At 67.5% G+C, this 15,568-nt stretch carries 12 protein-coding genes; all 12 read right to left on the reverse strand.

Annotated features, from left to right (window positions below; translation table 11 throughout):
• Positions 1 to 8 precede the first annotated feature (8 nt).
• The 12 genes from NU688_RS14220 to NU688_RS14275 all read right to left on the reverse strand — a co-directional run bounded on the left by NU688_RS14220 (position 9) and on the right by NU688_RS14275 (position 15,566).
• A complete protein-coding gene (locus tag NU688_RS14220; protein WP_257861314.1) occupies positions 9 to 1,181 on the reverse strand; it encodes a BMP family ABC transporter substrate-binding protein in 1,173 nt (390 codons plus the stop codon).
• A gap of 50 nt (positions 1,182 to 1,231) precedes the next feature.
• Positions 1,232 to 2,152: an ABC transporter permease gene (locus tag NU688_RS14225; protein WP_257861315.1), complete on the reverse strand. Its 921-nt coding sequence runs from the start codon at positions 2,150 to 2,152 to the stop codon at positions 1,232 to 1,234.
• A 1-nt stretch (position 2,153) separates the two neighbouring features.
• Entirely contained in the window at positions 2,154 to 3,296 is a 1,143-nt protein-coding gene (locus tag NU688_RS14230) for an ABC transporter permease (RefSeq protein WP_257861316.1), read from the reverse strand.
• Positions 3,289 to 4,803: an ABC transporter ATP-binding protein gene (locus NU688_RS14235; RefSeq protein ID WP_257861317.1), complete on the reverse strand. Its 1,515-nt coding sequence runs from the start codon at positions 4,801 to 4,803 to the stop codon at positions 3,289 to 3,291. Before NU688_RS14235 ends, NU688_RS14230 begins: the two co-directional genes overlap by 8 nt.
• A gap of 111 nt (positions 4,804 to 4,914) precedes the next feature.
• On the reverse strand, positions 4,915 to 6,315 hold the full coding sequence (locus NU688_RS14240) for an NCS2 family permease (RefSeq protein WP_257861318.1): 1,401 nt from the start codon (positions 6,313 to 6,315) through the stop codon (positions 4,915 to 4,917).
• Positions 6,316 to 6,392: 77 nt separating this feature from the next.
• Positions 6,393 to 7,385, reverse strand: a complete 993-nt coding sequence (locus tag NU688_RS14245; RefSeq protein ID WP_257861319.1) for a LysR family transcriptional regulator — start codon at positions 7,383 to 7,385, stop codon at positions 6,393 to 6,395.
• A 103-nt stretch (positions 7,386 to 7,488) separates the two neighbouring features.
• Entirely contained in the window at positions 7,489 to 9,957 is a 2,469-nt protein-coding gene (xdhB, locus tag NU688_RS14250) for a xanthine dehydrogenase molybdopterin binding subunit (RefSeq protein ID WP_257861320.1), read from the reverse strand.
• A 2-nt stretch (positions 9,958 to 9,959) separates the two neighbouring features.
• A complete protein-coding gene (xdhA, locus tag NU688_RS14255) occupies positions 9,960 to 11,582 on the reverse strand; it encodes a xanthine dehydrogenase small subunit (RefSeq protein WP_257861321.1) in 1,623 nt (540 codons plus the stop codon).
• Between the two features lie 187 nt (positions 11,583 to 11,769).
• Positions 11,770 to 13,029, reverse strand: coding sequence for a TCR/Tet family MFS transporter (locus tag NU688_RS14260; protein ID WP_257861322.1), 1,260 nt, complete (start codon positions 13,027 to 13,029; stop codon positions 11,770 to 11,772).
• Positions 13,026 to 13,994 carry a glycosyltransferase family 2 protein gene (locus NU688_RS14265; protein WP_257861323.1) on the reverse strand — a complete coding sequence of 323 codons (969 nt, stop codon included), beginning with the start codon at positions 13,992 to 13,994 and terminating at the stop codon, positions 13,026 to 13,028. The genes NU688_RS14260 and NU688_RS14265 overlap by 4 nt, the downstream gene beginning before the upstream one ends.
• 8 nt (positions 13,995 to 14,002) lie before the next feature.
• Positions 14,003 to 14,215 carry an MbtH family protein gene (locus tag NU688_RS14270; protein WP_257861324.1) on the reverse strand — a complete coding sequence of 71 codons (213 nt, stop codon included), beginning with the start codon at positions 14,213 to 14,215 and terminating at the stop codon, positions 14,003 to 14,005.
• 31 nt (positions 14,216 to 14,246) lie between these two features.
• Entirely contained in the window at positions 14,247 to 15,566 is a 1,320-nt protein-coding gene (locus tag NU688_RS14275; RefSeq protein ID WP_257861325.1) for a glycosyltransferase, read from the reverse strand.
• Positions 15,567 to 15,568 lie beyond the last annotated feature (2 nt).

Here is a 15,568-nt window from a genome sequence, read left to right on the forward strand (position 1 = left end):
CGAAGCGATTACTTCTTGTCGCCGCCCGGCACCTTGCCTTCCACGCCCTTGACGTAGAAGTTGATGCCCGTCAGGAACTTGTCGTCGGCCGCTGCATCCTTGGCGACCACTTCCTTGCCATCCTGGCCAAGGATCGGACCCTTCCAGATCACGAAGCTGCCGTCCTTCAGGCCCTTCTTCACTTCCTCGACCTTGGCCTTGGTTTCGGCGGGCACGTCTTCGGCGATCGAGACGAGGTCGATGGCGCCCTCCTTCACACCCCACCAGGCCTGGCCGGTCGCCCACTTGCCGTCGAGCGCGTCCTGCGTGGCCTTGATGTAGTACGGCGCCCAGTTGATGGTGGCCGAGCCCAGGTGGGCCTTGGGGCCGTAGGCGGTCATGTCCGAATCCCAGCCGAAGGCGCGCTTGCCTTTTTCCTGTGCGGTCTTGAGCACGGCGGGCGAGTCGGTGTTCTGGAACAGCACGTCGGCACCGCCGTTGATGAGCGCGGTGGCCGCTTCGGTTTCCTTGGGCGGGCTGAACCATTCGTTGACCCACACGACCTTGGTGGTGATCTTCGGGTTGACCGACTGCGCACCCAGCGTGAAGCTGTTGATGTTGCGCAGCACTTCGGGAATCGGCACCGAGCCGACGACGCCGAGCGTGTTGCTCTTGGTCATGGCGCCGGCAATGATGCCGGCCATGTACGCGCCTTCGTAGGTGCGGCTGTCGTAGGTGCGCATGTTGTCGGCGGTCTTGTAGCCGGTGGCATGCTCGAACTTCACATCCTTGCTGTCGGTGGCGACCTTGAGCATGGGCTCCATGTAGCCGAAGGTGGTGCCGAAGATCAGCTTGTTGCCCTGGCCGACCATGTCGCGGAACACGCGCTCGGCGTCGGCGCCTTCGGGCACGCTCTCGACGAAGGTGGTCTTGATCTTGTCGCCGAATTCCTTCTCGAGGGCCTTGCGGCCGTTGTCGTGCGCGAAGGTCCAGCCGCCGTCGCCCACCGGGCCGATGTATGCGAATGCGATGTTGAGCGGCGCGGCCGGGGCCGGCGCGGCTGCAGCGGGTGCCGGGGCAGGCGCGGGGGCCGCGGCCGGTGCTGCCGCTTCTTCTTTCTTGCCGCAGCCGATCAGGGCCGCCGAAGCGACCGCCGTGAGGGCGGCCAGCTTGAGCAGGGAGCGCTTGTTCAGATCATTCATTGTCGGAAATCCTCAAAAAGGATGGGTTGGCGGGAAAACGAAAAACGCGATTATGAGCCGGGGTAGAACGGTTTCCCTATGGAAGCCGGCATGTTGATACGGATGAAGGCCGGGTTGCGCGAGATCAGCGCCAGCACCACGATCGGCGCGATGTACTGCAGCATGCTGAGGAACTGGCTCGGCACGTCGACACCGCTGCTCTGCAGGTGAAAGCCCAGCATCGAGACGCCGCCGAAGAGGTAGGCGCCCAGCAGCACGCGAATCGGCCGCCAGGTGGCGAAGGTGGTGAGCGCCAGCGCGATCCAGCCGCGGCCCGCGACCATGCCTTCGACCCAGAGGGGCGTGTAGACGGTCGAGAGGTAGGCCCCTGCCAGCCCGCAGAGCGCCCCGCCCGCGATCACCGCCATGAAGCGGATGCGCCGCACCGGGTAGCCGAGCGCATGCGCCGACTCGGGCGATTCGCCGACCGAGCGCAGCACGAGGCCGGCGCGTGTGCGGTACAGGAACCAGATGAGCCCGAAGGTCAGCACTACCGCGAAATACACCATCGGGTGATGGCGGAACAGCGCGGGGCCGACGAGCGGAATGTCGGCCAGCACCGGAATCGCATAGCTCGCGCTCTCGGGCAGCTTGGCCTGCACGAAGTTGATGCCGGCGAAGGCCGAGAAGCCGACGCCGAAGAGACTGAGCGCGAGCCCCGTCGCGTACTGGTTGGTGTTGAGCCAGATCACCAGCACGCCGAAGAACGCGGCGAGCAATGCGCCTGCCGCCATGCCTGCGAGAAAACCGAGCCAGGGGTTGTGCGTGATGACCACCGTCGCGAAACCGGCGATGGCGGCGCAGAGCATCATGCCCTCGGCGCCGAGGTTGACGATGCCGGCTTTCTCGTTGATCAGGAGGCCCAGTGCCGCGATCGCGAGCACGGTGCCGGCGCTCAATGTCGAGCCAAGGAGGAGTGCGTAGCTGTCCATGTCAGAGGGCTCCCTCGGTCGGCCGCGCGACCGGCGCGGTCAGCGGCGTGCTGACTTGCAGCGAACTCGTCGTGAGAATGGCCTTGGCAGCCGCCTTGCGGCGGATGCGGTAGGCGATGAGCGTGTCGCAGGCCAGCAGCGTGAAGAGCAGCAGCCCCTGGAACACACCGGTCAACGACTTGGGCAACCCGAGGCGCGATTGCGCCAGTTCGCCACCGATGTAGAACATGCTCATGAGAATGGCCGAGAACACCATGCCCACCGGATGCAGCCGCCCGACGAAGGCCACGATGATGGCCGCGAAGCCGTAGCCGGCCGGCACATACGGCGTGAGCTGGCCGAGCGGCCCGGCGACTTCGAGCGCACCGGCGAGCCCCGCCGCGCCGCCCGAGGTAAGCAGCGCGATCCACACCGCGCGCCGCGCCGAGAAGCCGGCGTAGCGCGCCGCCGCCGGGGCCAGCCCGCCGACCTGCTGCGCGAAGCCCGCACGCGTGCGGAACAGGAACACCCACAGCGCCCCCACGCCCACCAGCGCGATGATCAACCCGATGCTCACGCGCGAGCCCTTGAAGAGCCGTGGAATCTGCGTGACCGCCTCGAAGGTCTTCGACTGCGGGAAGTTGTAGCCCTGCGGGTCCTTCCACGGGCCGAACACCATGTAGCTCAGCAGCAGCGTGGCCACGTACACCAGCATCAGGCTCACCAGGATTTCGTTGGCGTTGAACCTGTCGCGCAGGAACGCCACGATGCCCGCCCACACCATGCCGCCGAGCGTGCCCGCGATGAGGATGGCGACGACGATCCACGAACCGGTGTTCTTGTCGGCCAGCAGCGCCACGCCGCCCGCGACGATGGCGCCGAACACGAACTGCCCCTCGGCGCCGATGTTCCACACGTTGGAGCGGAAGCACACCGCGAGGCCCAGCGCGATGATGAGCAGCGGGGTCGCCTTGATCATCAACTCGCCGAGCGCATAGCCGTTCTTGATGGGCTCGTAGAAGAACACCATGAGGCCCTTGACCGGGTCCTTGCCGAGCGCGGCGAAGAGGGCCACGCCGATCAGCACCGTGATGAGCAGCGCCAGGATCGGCGAGGCGAAAGTCCAGAAGCGCGAAAGCTCCGGGCGGGGTTCGAGCTTAAGCATGCGCGGCCTCCTTGTTCCAGAGTCCGCTCATCCATTCGCCGATCTGCGGCAGCGTGGCCGCGGCGCGGTCGATGGAGGGCGACAGCCGCCCCTTGGCGATGACGTGCAGGCGGTCGCTGATGTCGAACAGCTCGTCGAGCTCCTCGCTCACCACCAGCACCGCACAGCCTGCATCGCGCAGCGCGAGGATTTCGCCGCGAATGAGCGCGGCCGCGCCCACGTCCACGCCCCAGGTGGGCTGCGAGACGATGAAGAGCTTGGGATTGGCGTCGATCTCGCGGCCGACGATGAACTTCTGCAGGTTGCCGCCCGAGAGCGAACGCGCCGCCGCGTTCGGGCCGCCGGCCTTGACGTTGAAGCGCTCGATGATTCCCTTGGCGTGTTTCTCGAGTGCGGCGGTGCGAATCCAGCCGCCCTTGCCCACCGCATTGCTGCGCGTGAGGAGCAGGTTGTGCGCGAGGCCCAGTGTGGGCACCGCGCCGCGGCCCAGCCGCTCCTCGGGCACGAAATGCAGGCCCAGTGCGCGGCGTGCGCGCGGGCGCAGCCGACCGGCAGGCTTGTCGAACACCTGCACCATCGAAGCGTCGGCGCGCACGTCCTCGCCCGAGAGCGTGTAGAGCAGTTCCTTCTGGCCGTTGCCCGAGACGCCCGCAATGCCGACCACTTCGCCGGCACGCACCTCGAACGAGATGCCATCGAGGTCAACGCCGAACTGGTCTTCGCGCGCCAGCGTCAGCCCCTTCACGCGCAGCGCCACCGCGCCCGCATGCACCGGGCGGTGCTGCAGCGGCGGCGGCTCGCTGCCGATCATCAGCCGCGAGAGCGATTCATTGCTCTCGTTCTGCGGATTGCACACGCCCGTGACCTTGCCGCCGCGCAGCACCGTGCAGGCGGTGCAGAGCTCCCGGATCTCGTGCAGCTTGTGGCTGATGTAGAGGATGCTGCAGCCCTCGGAGGCCAGCTTGTTGAGCACCGTGAAGAGCTTGATGACCGCCTGCGGCGTGAGCACCGAGGTTGGCTCGTCCAGGATCAGGAGCTTCGGGTTGGTGAGCAGCGCACGGATGATTTCCACCCGCTGCATCTCGCCCACCGAGAGTGTGTGCACCGGGCGCGAGGGGTCGATGTCCAGGCCGTACTCGCTGGCCTTGGCCGTGATGCTGCGGGCCACTTCGGCGAGCTGCAGCGATTTGTCCAGGCCCAGCCACACGTTCTCGGCCACGGTGAGCGTGTCGAACAGGCTGAAGTGCTGGAACACCATGCTGATGCCCAGCGCCCTCGCCTGCTGCGGGTTGCGCAGGGTGACGGCGTGGCCGTCGAAGGTGACGGTGCCTTCGTCGGGCTTGACCGAGCCGTAGATGATCTTCATCAGCGTCGATTTGCCCGCGCCGTTCTCGCCGAGAACGGCATGGATCTCGCCGGGGGCAACGGCCAGCGAGATGTCGCTGTTGGCCACCACCGCGGGATACCGCTTGGTGATGTGCGCGAGCTGGAGTCGGGGGGTTGTCATGCCGGGTTTCGTGGGTTTGTCTCGTTCAACAGCAACAAAGCGGGAACAGTTGTCAGTTTATTAGCACTGACGACTGCTCCCGCGACCAGCGGCGCCCGACGGCGCTCAGCTTCAGTGCCCGCCGACGTAGGCGAACTTGAACAGGAAGATCGCCGCGATCACCCACACCATCGCATGCACTTCCCGTGCCCGCCCGGTGCAGAGCTTGAGCACCGCGTAGGTGATGAAGCCGAAGGCCAGGCCGTTGGCGATCGAGTAGGTGAAGGGCATGGCCAGCGCGGTCACGGCGGCGGGAATGACCTCGGTGGTGTCTTCCCAGTCGAGCTCGACCAGGTCGCGCAGCATGAGGCAGCCCACGAAGAGCAATGCCGGGGCGGTGGCGTAGGCCGGCACCGAGCCCGCGAGCGGCGAGATCATCAGGCAGGCGAGAAACAGCAGCGCCACCACCACGGCCGTGAGGCCGGTGCGACCGCCGGCTTGCACGCCGGCCGCGCTTTCCACATACGCCGTGGTGCTCGAAGTGCCGAGCAGCGAGCCCGCGAAGATCGCGCCGCTGTCGGCCAAGAGCGCCTTGTTCATGCGCTCCATCTTGCCGGGCACCAGGAGGCCCGCGCGCTTGGCCACGCCCATCAGCGTGCCGGTGGCGTCGAACATCTCGACCAGGAAGAACACCAGCACCACATTCAGGATGCCGCCCTTGAGCGCACCGAGGATGTCCAGCTGCATGAAGGTGGGCGCGATCGACGGCGGTGCATCGAACACGCCATGGAACTTGTTGCCGCCGAAGAAGAACGACAGCACCGTCACCAGCATGATCCCGATCAGGATCGCCCCTCGCACCTTGAGCCGGTCGAGCGTCACGATGACCAGGAAGCCCAGCGTGGCCAGCACCACCGGCGGCGAGTGCAGGTCGCCCAGCGTGACGAAGGTGGCCGGCGAGGCGGCGACGATGCCCGCGCTCTTGAGCGCGATGAGCGCGAGGAACATGCCGATGCCCACCGTGATCGCCGTTCGAAGCGACTGCGGTATGCCCGCGATGAACAGCTCCCGCAACCCGGTGACCGTGACGATGAGGAACAGGCACCCCGAGATGAACACCGCGCCCAGCGCGACCTGCCACGTGTAGCCCATGCCCAGCACCACCACGTAGGCGAAGTAGGCGTTCAGGCCCATGCCCGGCGCCATGGCGATCGGGTAGTTGGCATAGAGGCCCATGATCAACGTGCCCAGCGCCGCGATCAGGCAGGTGGCCACGAAGACCGCCCCCTTGGGCATGCCCGCGTCCCCGAGGATCGAGGGGTTCACGAAGATGATGTAGGCCATCGTGAGGAAGGTGGTGAGCCCCGCGATGACCTCGGTGCGCACCGTGGTGTTGTGCGCACTGAGCTTGAACACGCGTTCAAGCAGACCCGAGCCGCTTGCGCTGCCCACAGCCGCACGCGGACGCGCGGACTCGACATGCCCCGGAACGGGGGGCTCGGCGCCTTTGGGCGCCTGTTCAAACGTACTCATTTTTCGCTTGTCTCCAGCTGTTGTAGTGGCGGTTTCATCGTTGCCCCGCTCACGACGCCGGCGCGAACGGGGGTTTCTCAGGGGTCCGGGTTTTCAGGGGCGGCAGACGGGCGCGCCGCGGCGCCTGGTATCGCGGAAGCAGGAGGCCGCAGCGACGCCGCCACGTCCTTGATGCATTCGCGCAGCCAGCGCGCCGAGCTCGACGAATGCGTGCGCTCGTGCCAGAGCTGGTAGTACATGAGGCGCGGCAGCGCCACCGGGCAATCGAGGATCTTCACCGGCAGCCGCGCGGCGAAGCGCTCGCAGTACTGGCGGCCGGTGGTGAGCACCAGCAGGCTCGAGGCGACCATGTCGGGAATCAGGCTGAAGTGCGCGCAGCGCGCGGTGATATTGCGCTGCCGCCCCAGCTCGTCGAGCATCTGGTCGATGATGCCGCGCCCCCCCGGGTGCATGGGCGTGGGCGCGATGTGCTCGGCCGCGAGCCAGGTCTCCAGGTCCCAGCCGCGGCGCACCGCCGGATGGTCCTGGTTGACCAGCGACACCACCTCGTCGCCGAAGAGCCGCGCCATGTGCAGGTCTTCCGGAGGCTTCAACCAGTTGCCGATGACCAGGTCGACCTGCCCGAGCGCCAGGTGCCCGTGGTAGTCCGAATCGGGCGAGAGCGCGTGGATCTCGATCTGGCAGAGCGGTGCCTCGCGCTTGACGTGCGCCACCAGCATCGGCAGGAAGAGCGGGTCCATGTAGTCGCTCGCTGCAATGCGGAAGGTGGTGGCCGCCGATTGCGGCTCGAAGCCGCGCGCATCGGAGAACAGCATCTCGGCAGCACGCAGGATGTTGGCCGCGGGCTCGATCATCCGCAGCCCCGCATCCGTGGGCACCATGCCCGAGCCCGAGCGCACCAGCAGCGGATCGCCCGACAACTCGCGCAGGCGCTTGAGCGCAGCCGAGACGGCCGGCTGGTACATCCCGAGGCGTATGGCGGCGCGCGAGACACTGCGGTCGGTCAGCACGGTGTGAAGCACCCGGATCAGGTGTAAATCGATCTTGTCGAAAAGCGCTTGGTCTCTCATGGCTGTTCACACCTTTCTTGTCTGTGCGAACAGTTATACAGCGCAGCATTTGGCGAAACCGGGTGTGGGAGTGAAGCTCGGACCGTGCGAGCACGGCCCGTTTTCATTCGACCGATGCAGCCGGCCCCGCCTGCACGGCGGTGACGGCACGAAGAATCGACTCACTCGTGGCCGGCGCCTTCAGCGGCGGATCGGTCCGGTGGCCACCGGCCGCCGACACCGCATCGCGGATCGCGAAGAACACCGAGAACGGCAGCAGCAACGGCGGCTCGCCGACAGCCTTGCTGCGGTGGATCGAATCCTCGAAGTTCTGGCCTTCGAACAGGCGCACGTTGAAGACCGGCGGGCAGTCGTTGGCCGTCGGAATCTTGTAGGTGCTCGGCGCATGCGTGGTGAGCTTGCCGCTTTGCGGGTGCCACACCAGCTCCTCGGTCGTGAGCCAGCCCATGCCCTGGATGAAGGCGCCTTCGACCTGGCCGATGTCCACGGCCGGGTTCAGCGACTTGCCCGCGTCGTGCAGGATGTCGGCGCGCAAGAGCTTCCATTCGCCGGTGAGCGTGTCGACGACGACCTCGCTCACCGCCGCGCCGTAGGCGTAGTAGAAGAACGGGCGGCCTTGCATCTTGTCCTTGTCCCAGCTCAGGCCGGGCGTGGCGTAGAAGCCGTCGGACCAGAGTTGCTTCCGGTCGAGGTAGGCCTCGCCGACCACGGTGCTGAAGGTCAGCGACTTGCCGTTGACCTCGACCTTGTCGTTCGCGAAACGCACCTCGCCGGCCTTGCCGCCGTGGCGCTGCGCCGCGCTGTCGGCCAGGCGCTCGCGAATCTGCCGTGCCGCATCCTGCGCGGCCTTGCCGTTCAGGTCGGCGCCGGTCGATGCGGCGGTGGCCGAGGTGTTCGCCACCTTGGTGGTGTCGGTCGCGGTGACGCGCACGCGCTCGAAGCTCACGCCCAGCTCGTGCGCCACCACCTGCGCCACCTTGGTGTTGAGGCCCTGCCCCATCTCGGTTCCGCCGTGGTTCACGAGGATCGAGCCGTCGGTGTACACGTGCACCAGCGCACCGGCCTGGTTGAAGTGCTTCACGTTGAACGAGATGCCGAACTTGAGCGGCGCCAACGCAAGCCCGCGCTTGAGCACCGTGCTCTTCCGGTTGAACGCCGCGATCTCTTCGCGCCGCGCGCGGTAGTCGCTGCTGGCCTCCAGCTCGGCCACGAGTTCGTGGACGATGTTGTCGGTCACGATCTGCCGGTACGGCGTGACGTTGTTCTCCGCCTTGCCGTAGAAGTTGACGCGCCGCACATCGAGCGGGTCGCGCTTCAGCTCGCGCGCCACCGAATCCATGATGTTCTCGATGGCGATGGCGCCTTGCGGGCCGCCGAAGCCGCGGAATGCGGTGTTGCTCTGCGTGTTGGTCTTGCCCGAGAAGCCGTGCATCGCCACGTTGGGGAGCCAGTAGGCGTTGTCGAAGTGGCAGAGCGCGCGCGTCATCACCGGGCCCGAGAGATCGGCCGAGTGGCCAGCGCGCGAGACCATGGTGATCTCCGCGCCGAGGATGCGGCCTTCGTCGTCGTAGCCCACGTCGTACTCGTACCAGAAGCAGTGGCGCCGGCCGGTGATCATGAAGTCGTCGTCGCGGTCCAGCCGCAGCTTCACGGGGCGCTGCAGCTGGCGCGCCGCGATGGCCGCCACGCACGCAAAGATCGCCGACTGCGATTCCTTGCCGCCGAAGCCGCCGCCCATGCGCCGGCATTCCACATGCACTTCGTTCGATTGCAGGTGCAGCGCATGCGCCACCAGGTGCTGCATCTCGCTCGGGTGCTGCGTCGAGCAGTGGATGTGCAGCGCGCCGCCCTCCTTCGGAATGGCGTAGCTGATCTGGCCTTCCAGGTAGAACTGCTCCTGCCCGCCCACGTCGAGCGTGGATTTATGACGATGCGGCGCCTTGGCGATGGCGGCGCGCACGGCCGCCTCGTCGCCTTCGTTGGCGCTGCCGCCGCTGCGCACGATGTGCATCGGCGGCACGACGTACTGGCCGCGCGCATGCGCGTCCTGCGGCGTGATGACGGGTGGTTGCGCCTCGATGGTCAGCGCGTCCTTGGCCTTGGCGGCGGCGCGGCGCGCGGCCTCGCGCGTCTCGGCGATCACCGCGAACACGGGCTGGCCGAGGTAGCGGATTTCGCCGCCGTCTGCCACCGGCAGCAGGATCGGGTCGTCGTGAATGATCGAGCCGCAGTCGTTGGTGCCGGGAATGTCGTCGGCGGTGATGACCGCCACCACGCCGGGCATGGCGCGAATCGCGTCGAGCGACAGCGCCGTCACGCGACCATTGGCCACAGGCGAGAGGCCCAGTGCGCAATGCAGCGTGCCGGTGAGTTCGGGAATGTCGTCGATGTAGGTCGCTTCACCGGCCACATGCAGGTGCGCCGACTCGTGCGGCCGGCTGATGCCGACGCGCGCGCCCAGGTCGTGCGCCACCGCTTCGGCCGCGGGGTCGATGCGCGCGGCGGTGTTCTTCAGGTAATCGGCAAAGGCCTCGGCGGGCTGCAGCAGGCGGGCGTCGATGGGTTTGTTCATGGTCAGACTCCTTCCGCCGCTGTCTTGACAGCGGCATGGGGCATCACGCTCCAGACGCTGGTTTCCTCGAGGGAGAGCGCGTCTTCGGTGCGGGTTTCGAGCCACAGGCGCTGGATCAGGTTCTGCGCCACCTGCAGCCGGTAGTCGGCCGAGGCGCGCATGTCCGACAGGGGCTTGAAGTCCTGCGCCAGTGCGAGCTTGGCGGTGGCGACGCTGGATTGCGTCCAGGGTTTGCCGACGAGCGCAGCTTCCGCGTTCGCGGCGCGCTTGACGGTGGCGGCCATGCCGCCGAAGGCCAGGCGCACGGCCTTCACCGTGTCGCGGCCCTCGTCCAGCTCGATCGCGAAGCCCGCGCACAGCGCCGAGATGTCGCAGTCGAAGCGCTTGCTGATCTTGTAGGCGCGCACCTGGCGGCGCATGGCGACCAGCGGAATCGCCAGCCCCTGCACGAACTCGCCGGGCTGCAGCTGGTTCTTCATGTAGTCGATGTAGAAGTCGGGCAGCGGCATGCGGCGCACCACATCGCCGCGGCGCAGTTCGATCTGGGCGTCGAGCGACATCAGCACCGGCGGCGAATCGCCGATGGGCGAGCCGTTGGCCACGTTGCCGCCCATGGTGCCGGCATGGCGGATGGGCGGCGAGGCAAAGCGCAGCCACACGTCCTGCAGGCTGGGCACGCGCTGCACGAGGGCCTCGAAGGCGGATTCGAGCGAGGCGCCAGCGCCGATGTAGAGCTCATCGGCTCCGTCGTTCTGACGTGTTTCGATGGTCTTCATTTCGGCCACGTCGCCCACATAGATGATGTCGCCCAGGTCGCGGAACTGTTTGTTGACCCAGAGGCCGACGTCGGTGGAGCCGGCCAGCAGCTGGGCGCGGGGCTTCTGTTCGCGCAGCGCGGCGAGCTGGGCGATGGTCCTGGGGGCGTGGAAGTGGTCCAGGCGGGCGCCGAGCGGCGCGGCGTAGTTCAGGTCTTGCCCGTCGTTCTGCAGTGCGGTGAGCGCGGCCACCACGGGCTTCGTGTCGAGCCGCACGCTCGGCAGGTCGAACATGCGCTGGCCCGCATCGAGGATCGGCCGGTAGCCGGTGCAGCGGCACAGGTTGCCCGAAAGGTCGTCGGCCAGTTGCTGGCGCGTGGGCTGCGTGCCCTCGGCCTGGTGGTGTTCGTAGGTGGACCACAGCGACATCACGAAGCCCGGCGTGCAGAAGCCGCACTGGGAGCCGTGGCAGTCGACCATCGCCTGCTGCACGGGGTGCAGCGTGTGGACCGGGTGCTTCTTGTCTTGCAATTTTTGCGATTGCGGGGTGGCGCACTGCGCCTTCAGGTCTTCGACCGTGAAGAGCGCCTTGCCGTGCAGCGTGGGCAAGAACTGGATGCAGGCGTTGACCGTCTGCAGTTGCAGGCCGCCGATGGCGCCCGGTGCATTGGCGTCGGTCGCCAGCTCGCCGATCACCACCGTGCAGGCGCCGCAGTCACCCTCGTTGCAGCCTTCCTTGGTGCCGGTGCAGTGCGCGTCTTCGCGCAGCCAGTCGAGCACCGAGCGGGTCGGGTGCACGCCGCTGACGTCGACGATCTTGCCGCGGTGGAAAAAGCGGACGGGTTGGATGGTGTTGCGCTCTGTACTCATGCTCTTCTGGCTCGTGGGCGGCTCGGTGTTTCCGGCCAAGCCTGGACGTTAGTCGCTTGGGCCGCAACCCACATACCGCGGGAGCCATATTGCGTATGTGGGCGCGGGTATGCGACCTAGGGGGAAACCCTGGAGAAAGCGAGCAATTCCCGGGCCATGGGCGCATGGGTGCGCCCGGAGCGCCGTTTCAGGTCGGCTCGGGCACCGCTGCCGCCGCCGCCTTCGGCTGTGCGTAGCGCCACGCGATCAGCGCGCCGATGCAGAGGAACATCGCGGCGATGAAGAACGGCGCGCCCGGCAGGTGCACCGGTGCATCCGCGCCGATGAAATAGCCGAAGCTGCCGGCGAACATCGCCGGCCCGACGATGCCCGCCACCGAAACGAGGCTCGTCAGCGCGCCCTGGATGCGGCCTTGCTCGGCGATGCCAACCTGCCGGGTGACCAGCGCCTGTGCCGCCGGCCCGGCGAACGCCAGCAAGGTGCCGAACGGCAACGCGGCCAGGAGAATCCAGCCGGCATCTGCGAAGCCAATGACGACGAAGCCGAGCACACCGAAGCCCATGCCGAACAACAGGGCACGGCGCTCGCCGAAGCGCTTCACGCCCGGCCCGATCAGCAGTGCGTTGACCAGCACGCTGAGCACGCCCACCGCGCCGAGCACCCAACCCACGGCGTCTTCCTTCCAGTGGTAGCGGTAGTCGGCGAACAGCACGAACACGCTCGGGTAGACGTACTGGGCCAGGTTGACGAGAAAGATCACCGCCGCCAGCCCGAACACCTGCGGATAGCGCTTGAGCAGCAGCAGCGATCCGAGCGGATTGGCATGCGACCAGTCGAACTTGCGGGCACGCCGCTCCGGCGGCAGCGACTCGGGCAGCACGAACCATCCGTAGCAGAAGCTGAGCAGCGTCAAGCCGGCCGCGAACCAGAACGGCAGGCGCGGATCGATGTGGCTCAGCTGCCCGCCGAGCACCGGCCCGAATACGAGGCCCATGCCGAAGGCCGCGCCCACGATGCCGTAGCTCCTGGCGCGCTCCTCGGGCGGCGTCACATCGGCGATGTAGGCATTGGCGATGGTGAAGCTGGCCGAGAACACGCCGGACACCACCCGGCCGACGAACAGCCACGGCAGGCTGTCGGCCAGGGCCATGAACACGAAGTCCACGCCGAGCCCGAGGCACGACAGCAGGATCACCGGCCGCCGCCCAAAGCGATCGGACAGCGCGCCCTGGATCGGCGAGCTCACGAACTGGATCGCCGCGAACGCCGTGCCGAACACCGCGATCCAGTACGCCGCCGTTGCGGTGCTGCCGCCGGCCAGGCGCTCCACCAGGTGCGGCAGGCCGGGCAGGATCAGGCCGAACGCCAGGAAGTCGATCAGCACCGTCACGAAGATGAAGGCGAGCGCGGCACGGCGCACGCGCGGCGCAGGAAGGGTGGCGGTCACTCGCTGCGGCTCAGGTATTTGCCCATCCGGGGATGTGCCTCGATGAGACCCCCGAGCCGTCCGAACAGGCCATCGAAGCAGCCGAGCATCAGCGCGATGGTCTTCTTCAGCCGATCGCGCTCGAACATCAGCATGGGCAGGATCTGCTTGAGCGTGTAGACGTTGATGAACAGGATCGCGGGAAAAGCGCGCACATGCGCCCGCGAAAGGTCCAGCGCATTGCGCGCGATGTAGTAGCGCCGCGCGGCCGGATAGTTGATGAAGTGGATCTTCCAGCCGAACAGCGACCGGGCCTGGATGTCGCCGATCTGGTGCCGCAGAACGACGTGCGGGTTCAGGTACAGGGGCACCTCGCGGCCGAGGGCGCGCATGCAGTAATCGGTGTCCACATGGTCGATCACGTAGCGCTCGTCGAAGCGGCCGACCTTGGCCCAGGCGCCGCGCGAAATCAGCGAGCCCGAGGAGATCATGAAAGCGCAGCGCACCAGCGGCTCGGTGAAAGGCTGCTGCAGGTCGAACTGGTAGACGCGCTTGCCCTCGAGGCCGAATTGCGGGATCAGCGCGCCCAGGTTCGTGTCGTGCACGAGCGGGCCGATGAGGAAGGCCGCGTCTTCCTCGCGCTCGCCCTCGCCCGCCCTGCCCCGGGCCACCATCGCGGCCTCGCACATGGCATCGAAGTAACCGGGCGGCAGCTTCGAATCCTGGTCGAGCAGGAAGAAGAGTTCGGCGCCCCGCGCTTCGAGTTCGGCGATGCCGCGGTTGAAGGCGCCCGCGATGCCGCCGCGGTTGCCGTTGTGCAGCACCGAGACGCCCGCCTCGACGAGCGCCGGATGCCAGCCGTCCACCTGCGGCGTGTTGTCGACCACGCAGAGGTGCGCGTGCGAGGTGGCCAGCGAATGCAGGTTCGCGACTTGCTCGTCGGTCGGGAAATAGGTGACGACGACGGCACCGAACGGGACGGACATCCTCGGCGTCAGCTGGCAGCAGTGGCGTTCACCAGCGAGCGCGGCCGCATGTCCTGCCAGTTCGCCTCGATGTAGGCGCTGCAGGCGTCGCGGTCGGTCGGCGCCAGCGCCACCTGCCAGCCGGCGGGCACGGCGATGAAGGCGGGCCACAGCGAATGCTGGCCCTCGTCGTTCACCAGCACCTGGAAGCTGGCGTTCTTGTCGTCGAACGGGTTGCTCATCTGAGATTTCCTTGTCGTATGGGGTTCAGGTTCAAGCCATTTCCGCGGGTGCGGCGGTTTGCAGCAATGCCTCGAGGGCGTCCGCGATGCCGGTCAGCGCGCGATGGCATGCGAAGTCCTCGCGCAGCACCGCCGCGCGCTGGCGGTAGCTGGAGTTGCCCAGCACCTTGCGCACCGCATCGCCGACCTGGCGCGCGGTCGGCTGGCCGGTGGCGAGGTTGACGCCCGCGCCCGACCAGGCCACGCGCGCGGCGATCTCGGGCTTTTCTTCGGAGGTGCCGGCCACCACCAGCGGCACACCGAGGCTCAGCGCATGGTTGACCGAGCCGTAGCCGCCGTTGGTGACCATCGCGTGCAGCTTGGGCAGCAGCCGGTCGTAGGGCAGAAAGGGCAGCACGCGCGCGTTGGCGGGCAGGTTCGCCGCAAGGGCCGGCGGCACCGGGCCGCCCGTGGTGGCGATGACGAGGATGCTCTTGTCGCCGGCCAGCGCCTGCAGCGTCGGGCCGATCAGTTGCGACGGGTTCTGGTTGGCCAGCGTGCCCTGCGTGACCAGCACGACCGAGCGGCCGTCGTCGAGCTCGTGCCACCACTCGGGCGGCGTGAAGTCGCGGCTCGCGGGCGAGAGCAGCGGGCCGACGAAGTGCACCGAGGCCGGCAAGTCGCTGCGCGGGTATTCGAACGAAGGCGCCGTGAGCTGCAGGTAGAGGTCGGGCAGCTTCACCATCGCATCGACGAAGAAGTCCGGCAGCGCGGGCAGGCCCGAGCGCGCGAGCAGCGTGTCGAAGTAGCGCTGCACCTCGCCGAACATCGCCTGCTTGAGGTTGGCGTTCATCGCCTTGTTGCGCACCCGCCCTTCCGGCGTGGCCGAAGGGGGCAACGCGGTGCCGAAGAAGGCGGTGTCGCAGCTGGAGAGCGGCAGCGCCGAGATGCCGATGCCGACGATGGCCGGACGGTCTTCGCGCGCCTTGCCCAAGAGCAGCGGGAAGGTGCCGCAGAACATCGTGTCGACCAGGATGGCGTCGGCCTCGAAGTCTTCGAGGATCGAACAGAGGCCCGCGTGCTGCGCGGCCATGGCGTCGGCAAAGAAGTGCTTCAGGCCGAAGCACATCTGCGCATGCGCCGAGGCGATGCGCTGGCGCTCGGGAAAGCGCTTGTCGAGGTCGCGGTAGTCGAAGTCGATCGCGCGCTCGAAGGGCGTGAAGCTCGCGCCGGTCGCCTCGGCCTGCGCCCTGAACTGGCTCGCGGTGTGGACCCGCACCTCTTGCCCCTGGTTCACCAGATGCTGCGCGATGGCCAGCATCGGCAGGACGTGTCCCGGCAAGGCGGTTGCGGCGATGAGATAGCGTGCCATGG

The sequence above is a fragment of the Variovorax sp. ZS18.2.2 genome (assembly GCF_024701975.1).
In the GTDB taxonomy this organism is placed as follows: Bacteria; Pseudomonadota; Gammaproteobacteria; order Burkholderiales; family Burkholderiaceae_C; genus Variovorax.

What these genes read in the sequence shown, in the direction of transcription:
- NU688_RS14220 (WP_257861314.1), bottom strand. Translation starts at nt 1,181, where the DNA reads ATGAATGATCTGAACAAGCGCTCCCTGCTCAAGCTGGCCGCCCTCACG.
- NU688_RS14270 (WP_257861324.1), bottom strand. Translation starts at nt 14,215, where the DNA reads ATGAGCAACCCGTTCGACGACAAGAACGCCAGCTTCCAGGTGCTGGTG.
- NU688_RS14240 (WP_257861318.1), bottom strand. Translation starts at nt 6,315, where the DNA reads ATGAGTACGTTTGAACAGGCGCCCAAAGGCGCCGAGCCCCCCGTTCCG.
- NU688_RS14275 (WP_257861325.1), bottom strand. Translation starts at nt 15,566, where the DNA reads ATGGCACGCTATCTCATCGCCGCAACCGCCTTGCCGGGACACGTCCTG.
- NU688_RS14235 (WP_257861317.1), bottom strand. Translation starts at nt 4,803, where the DNA reads ATGACAACCCCCCGACTCCAGCTCGCGCACATCACCAAGCGGTATCCC.
- NU688_RS14225 (WP_257861315.1), bottom strand. Translation starts at nt 2,152, where the DNA reads ATGGACAGCTACGCACTCCTCCTTGGCTCGACATTGAGCGCCGGCACC.
- NU688_RS14245 (WP_257861319.1), bottom strand. Translation starts at nt 7,385, where the DNA reads ATGAGAGACCAAGCGCTTTTCGACAAGATCGATTTACACCTGATCCGG.
- xdhB (WP_257861320.1), bottom strand. Translation starts at nt 9,957, where the DNA reads ATGAACAAACCCATCGACGCCCGCCTGCTGCAGCCCGCCGAGGCCTTT.
- NU688_RS14265 (WP_257861323.1), bottom strand. Translation starts at nt 13,994, where the DNA reads ATGTCCGTCCCGTTCGGTGCCGTCGTCGTCACCTATTTCCCGACCGAC.
- xdhA (WP_257861321.1), bottom strand. Translation starts at nt 11,582, where the DNA reads ATGAGTACAGAGCGCAACACCATCCAACCCGTCCGCTTTTTCCACCGC.
- NU688_RS14230 (WP_257861316.1), bottom strand. Translation starts at nt 3,296, where the DNA reads ATGCTTAAGCTCGAACCCCGCCCGGAGCTTTCGCGCTTCTGGACTTTC.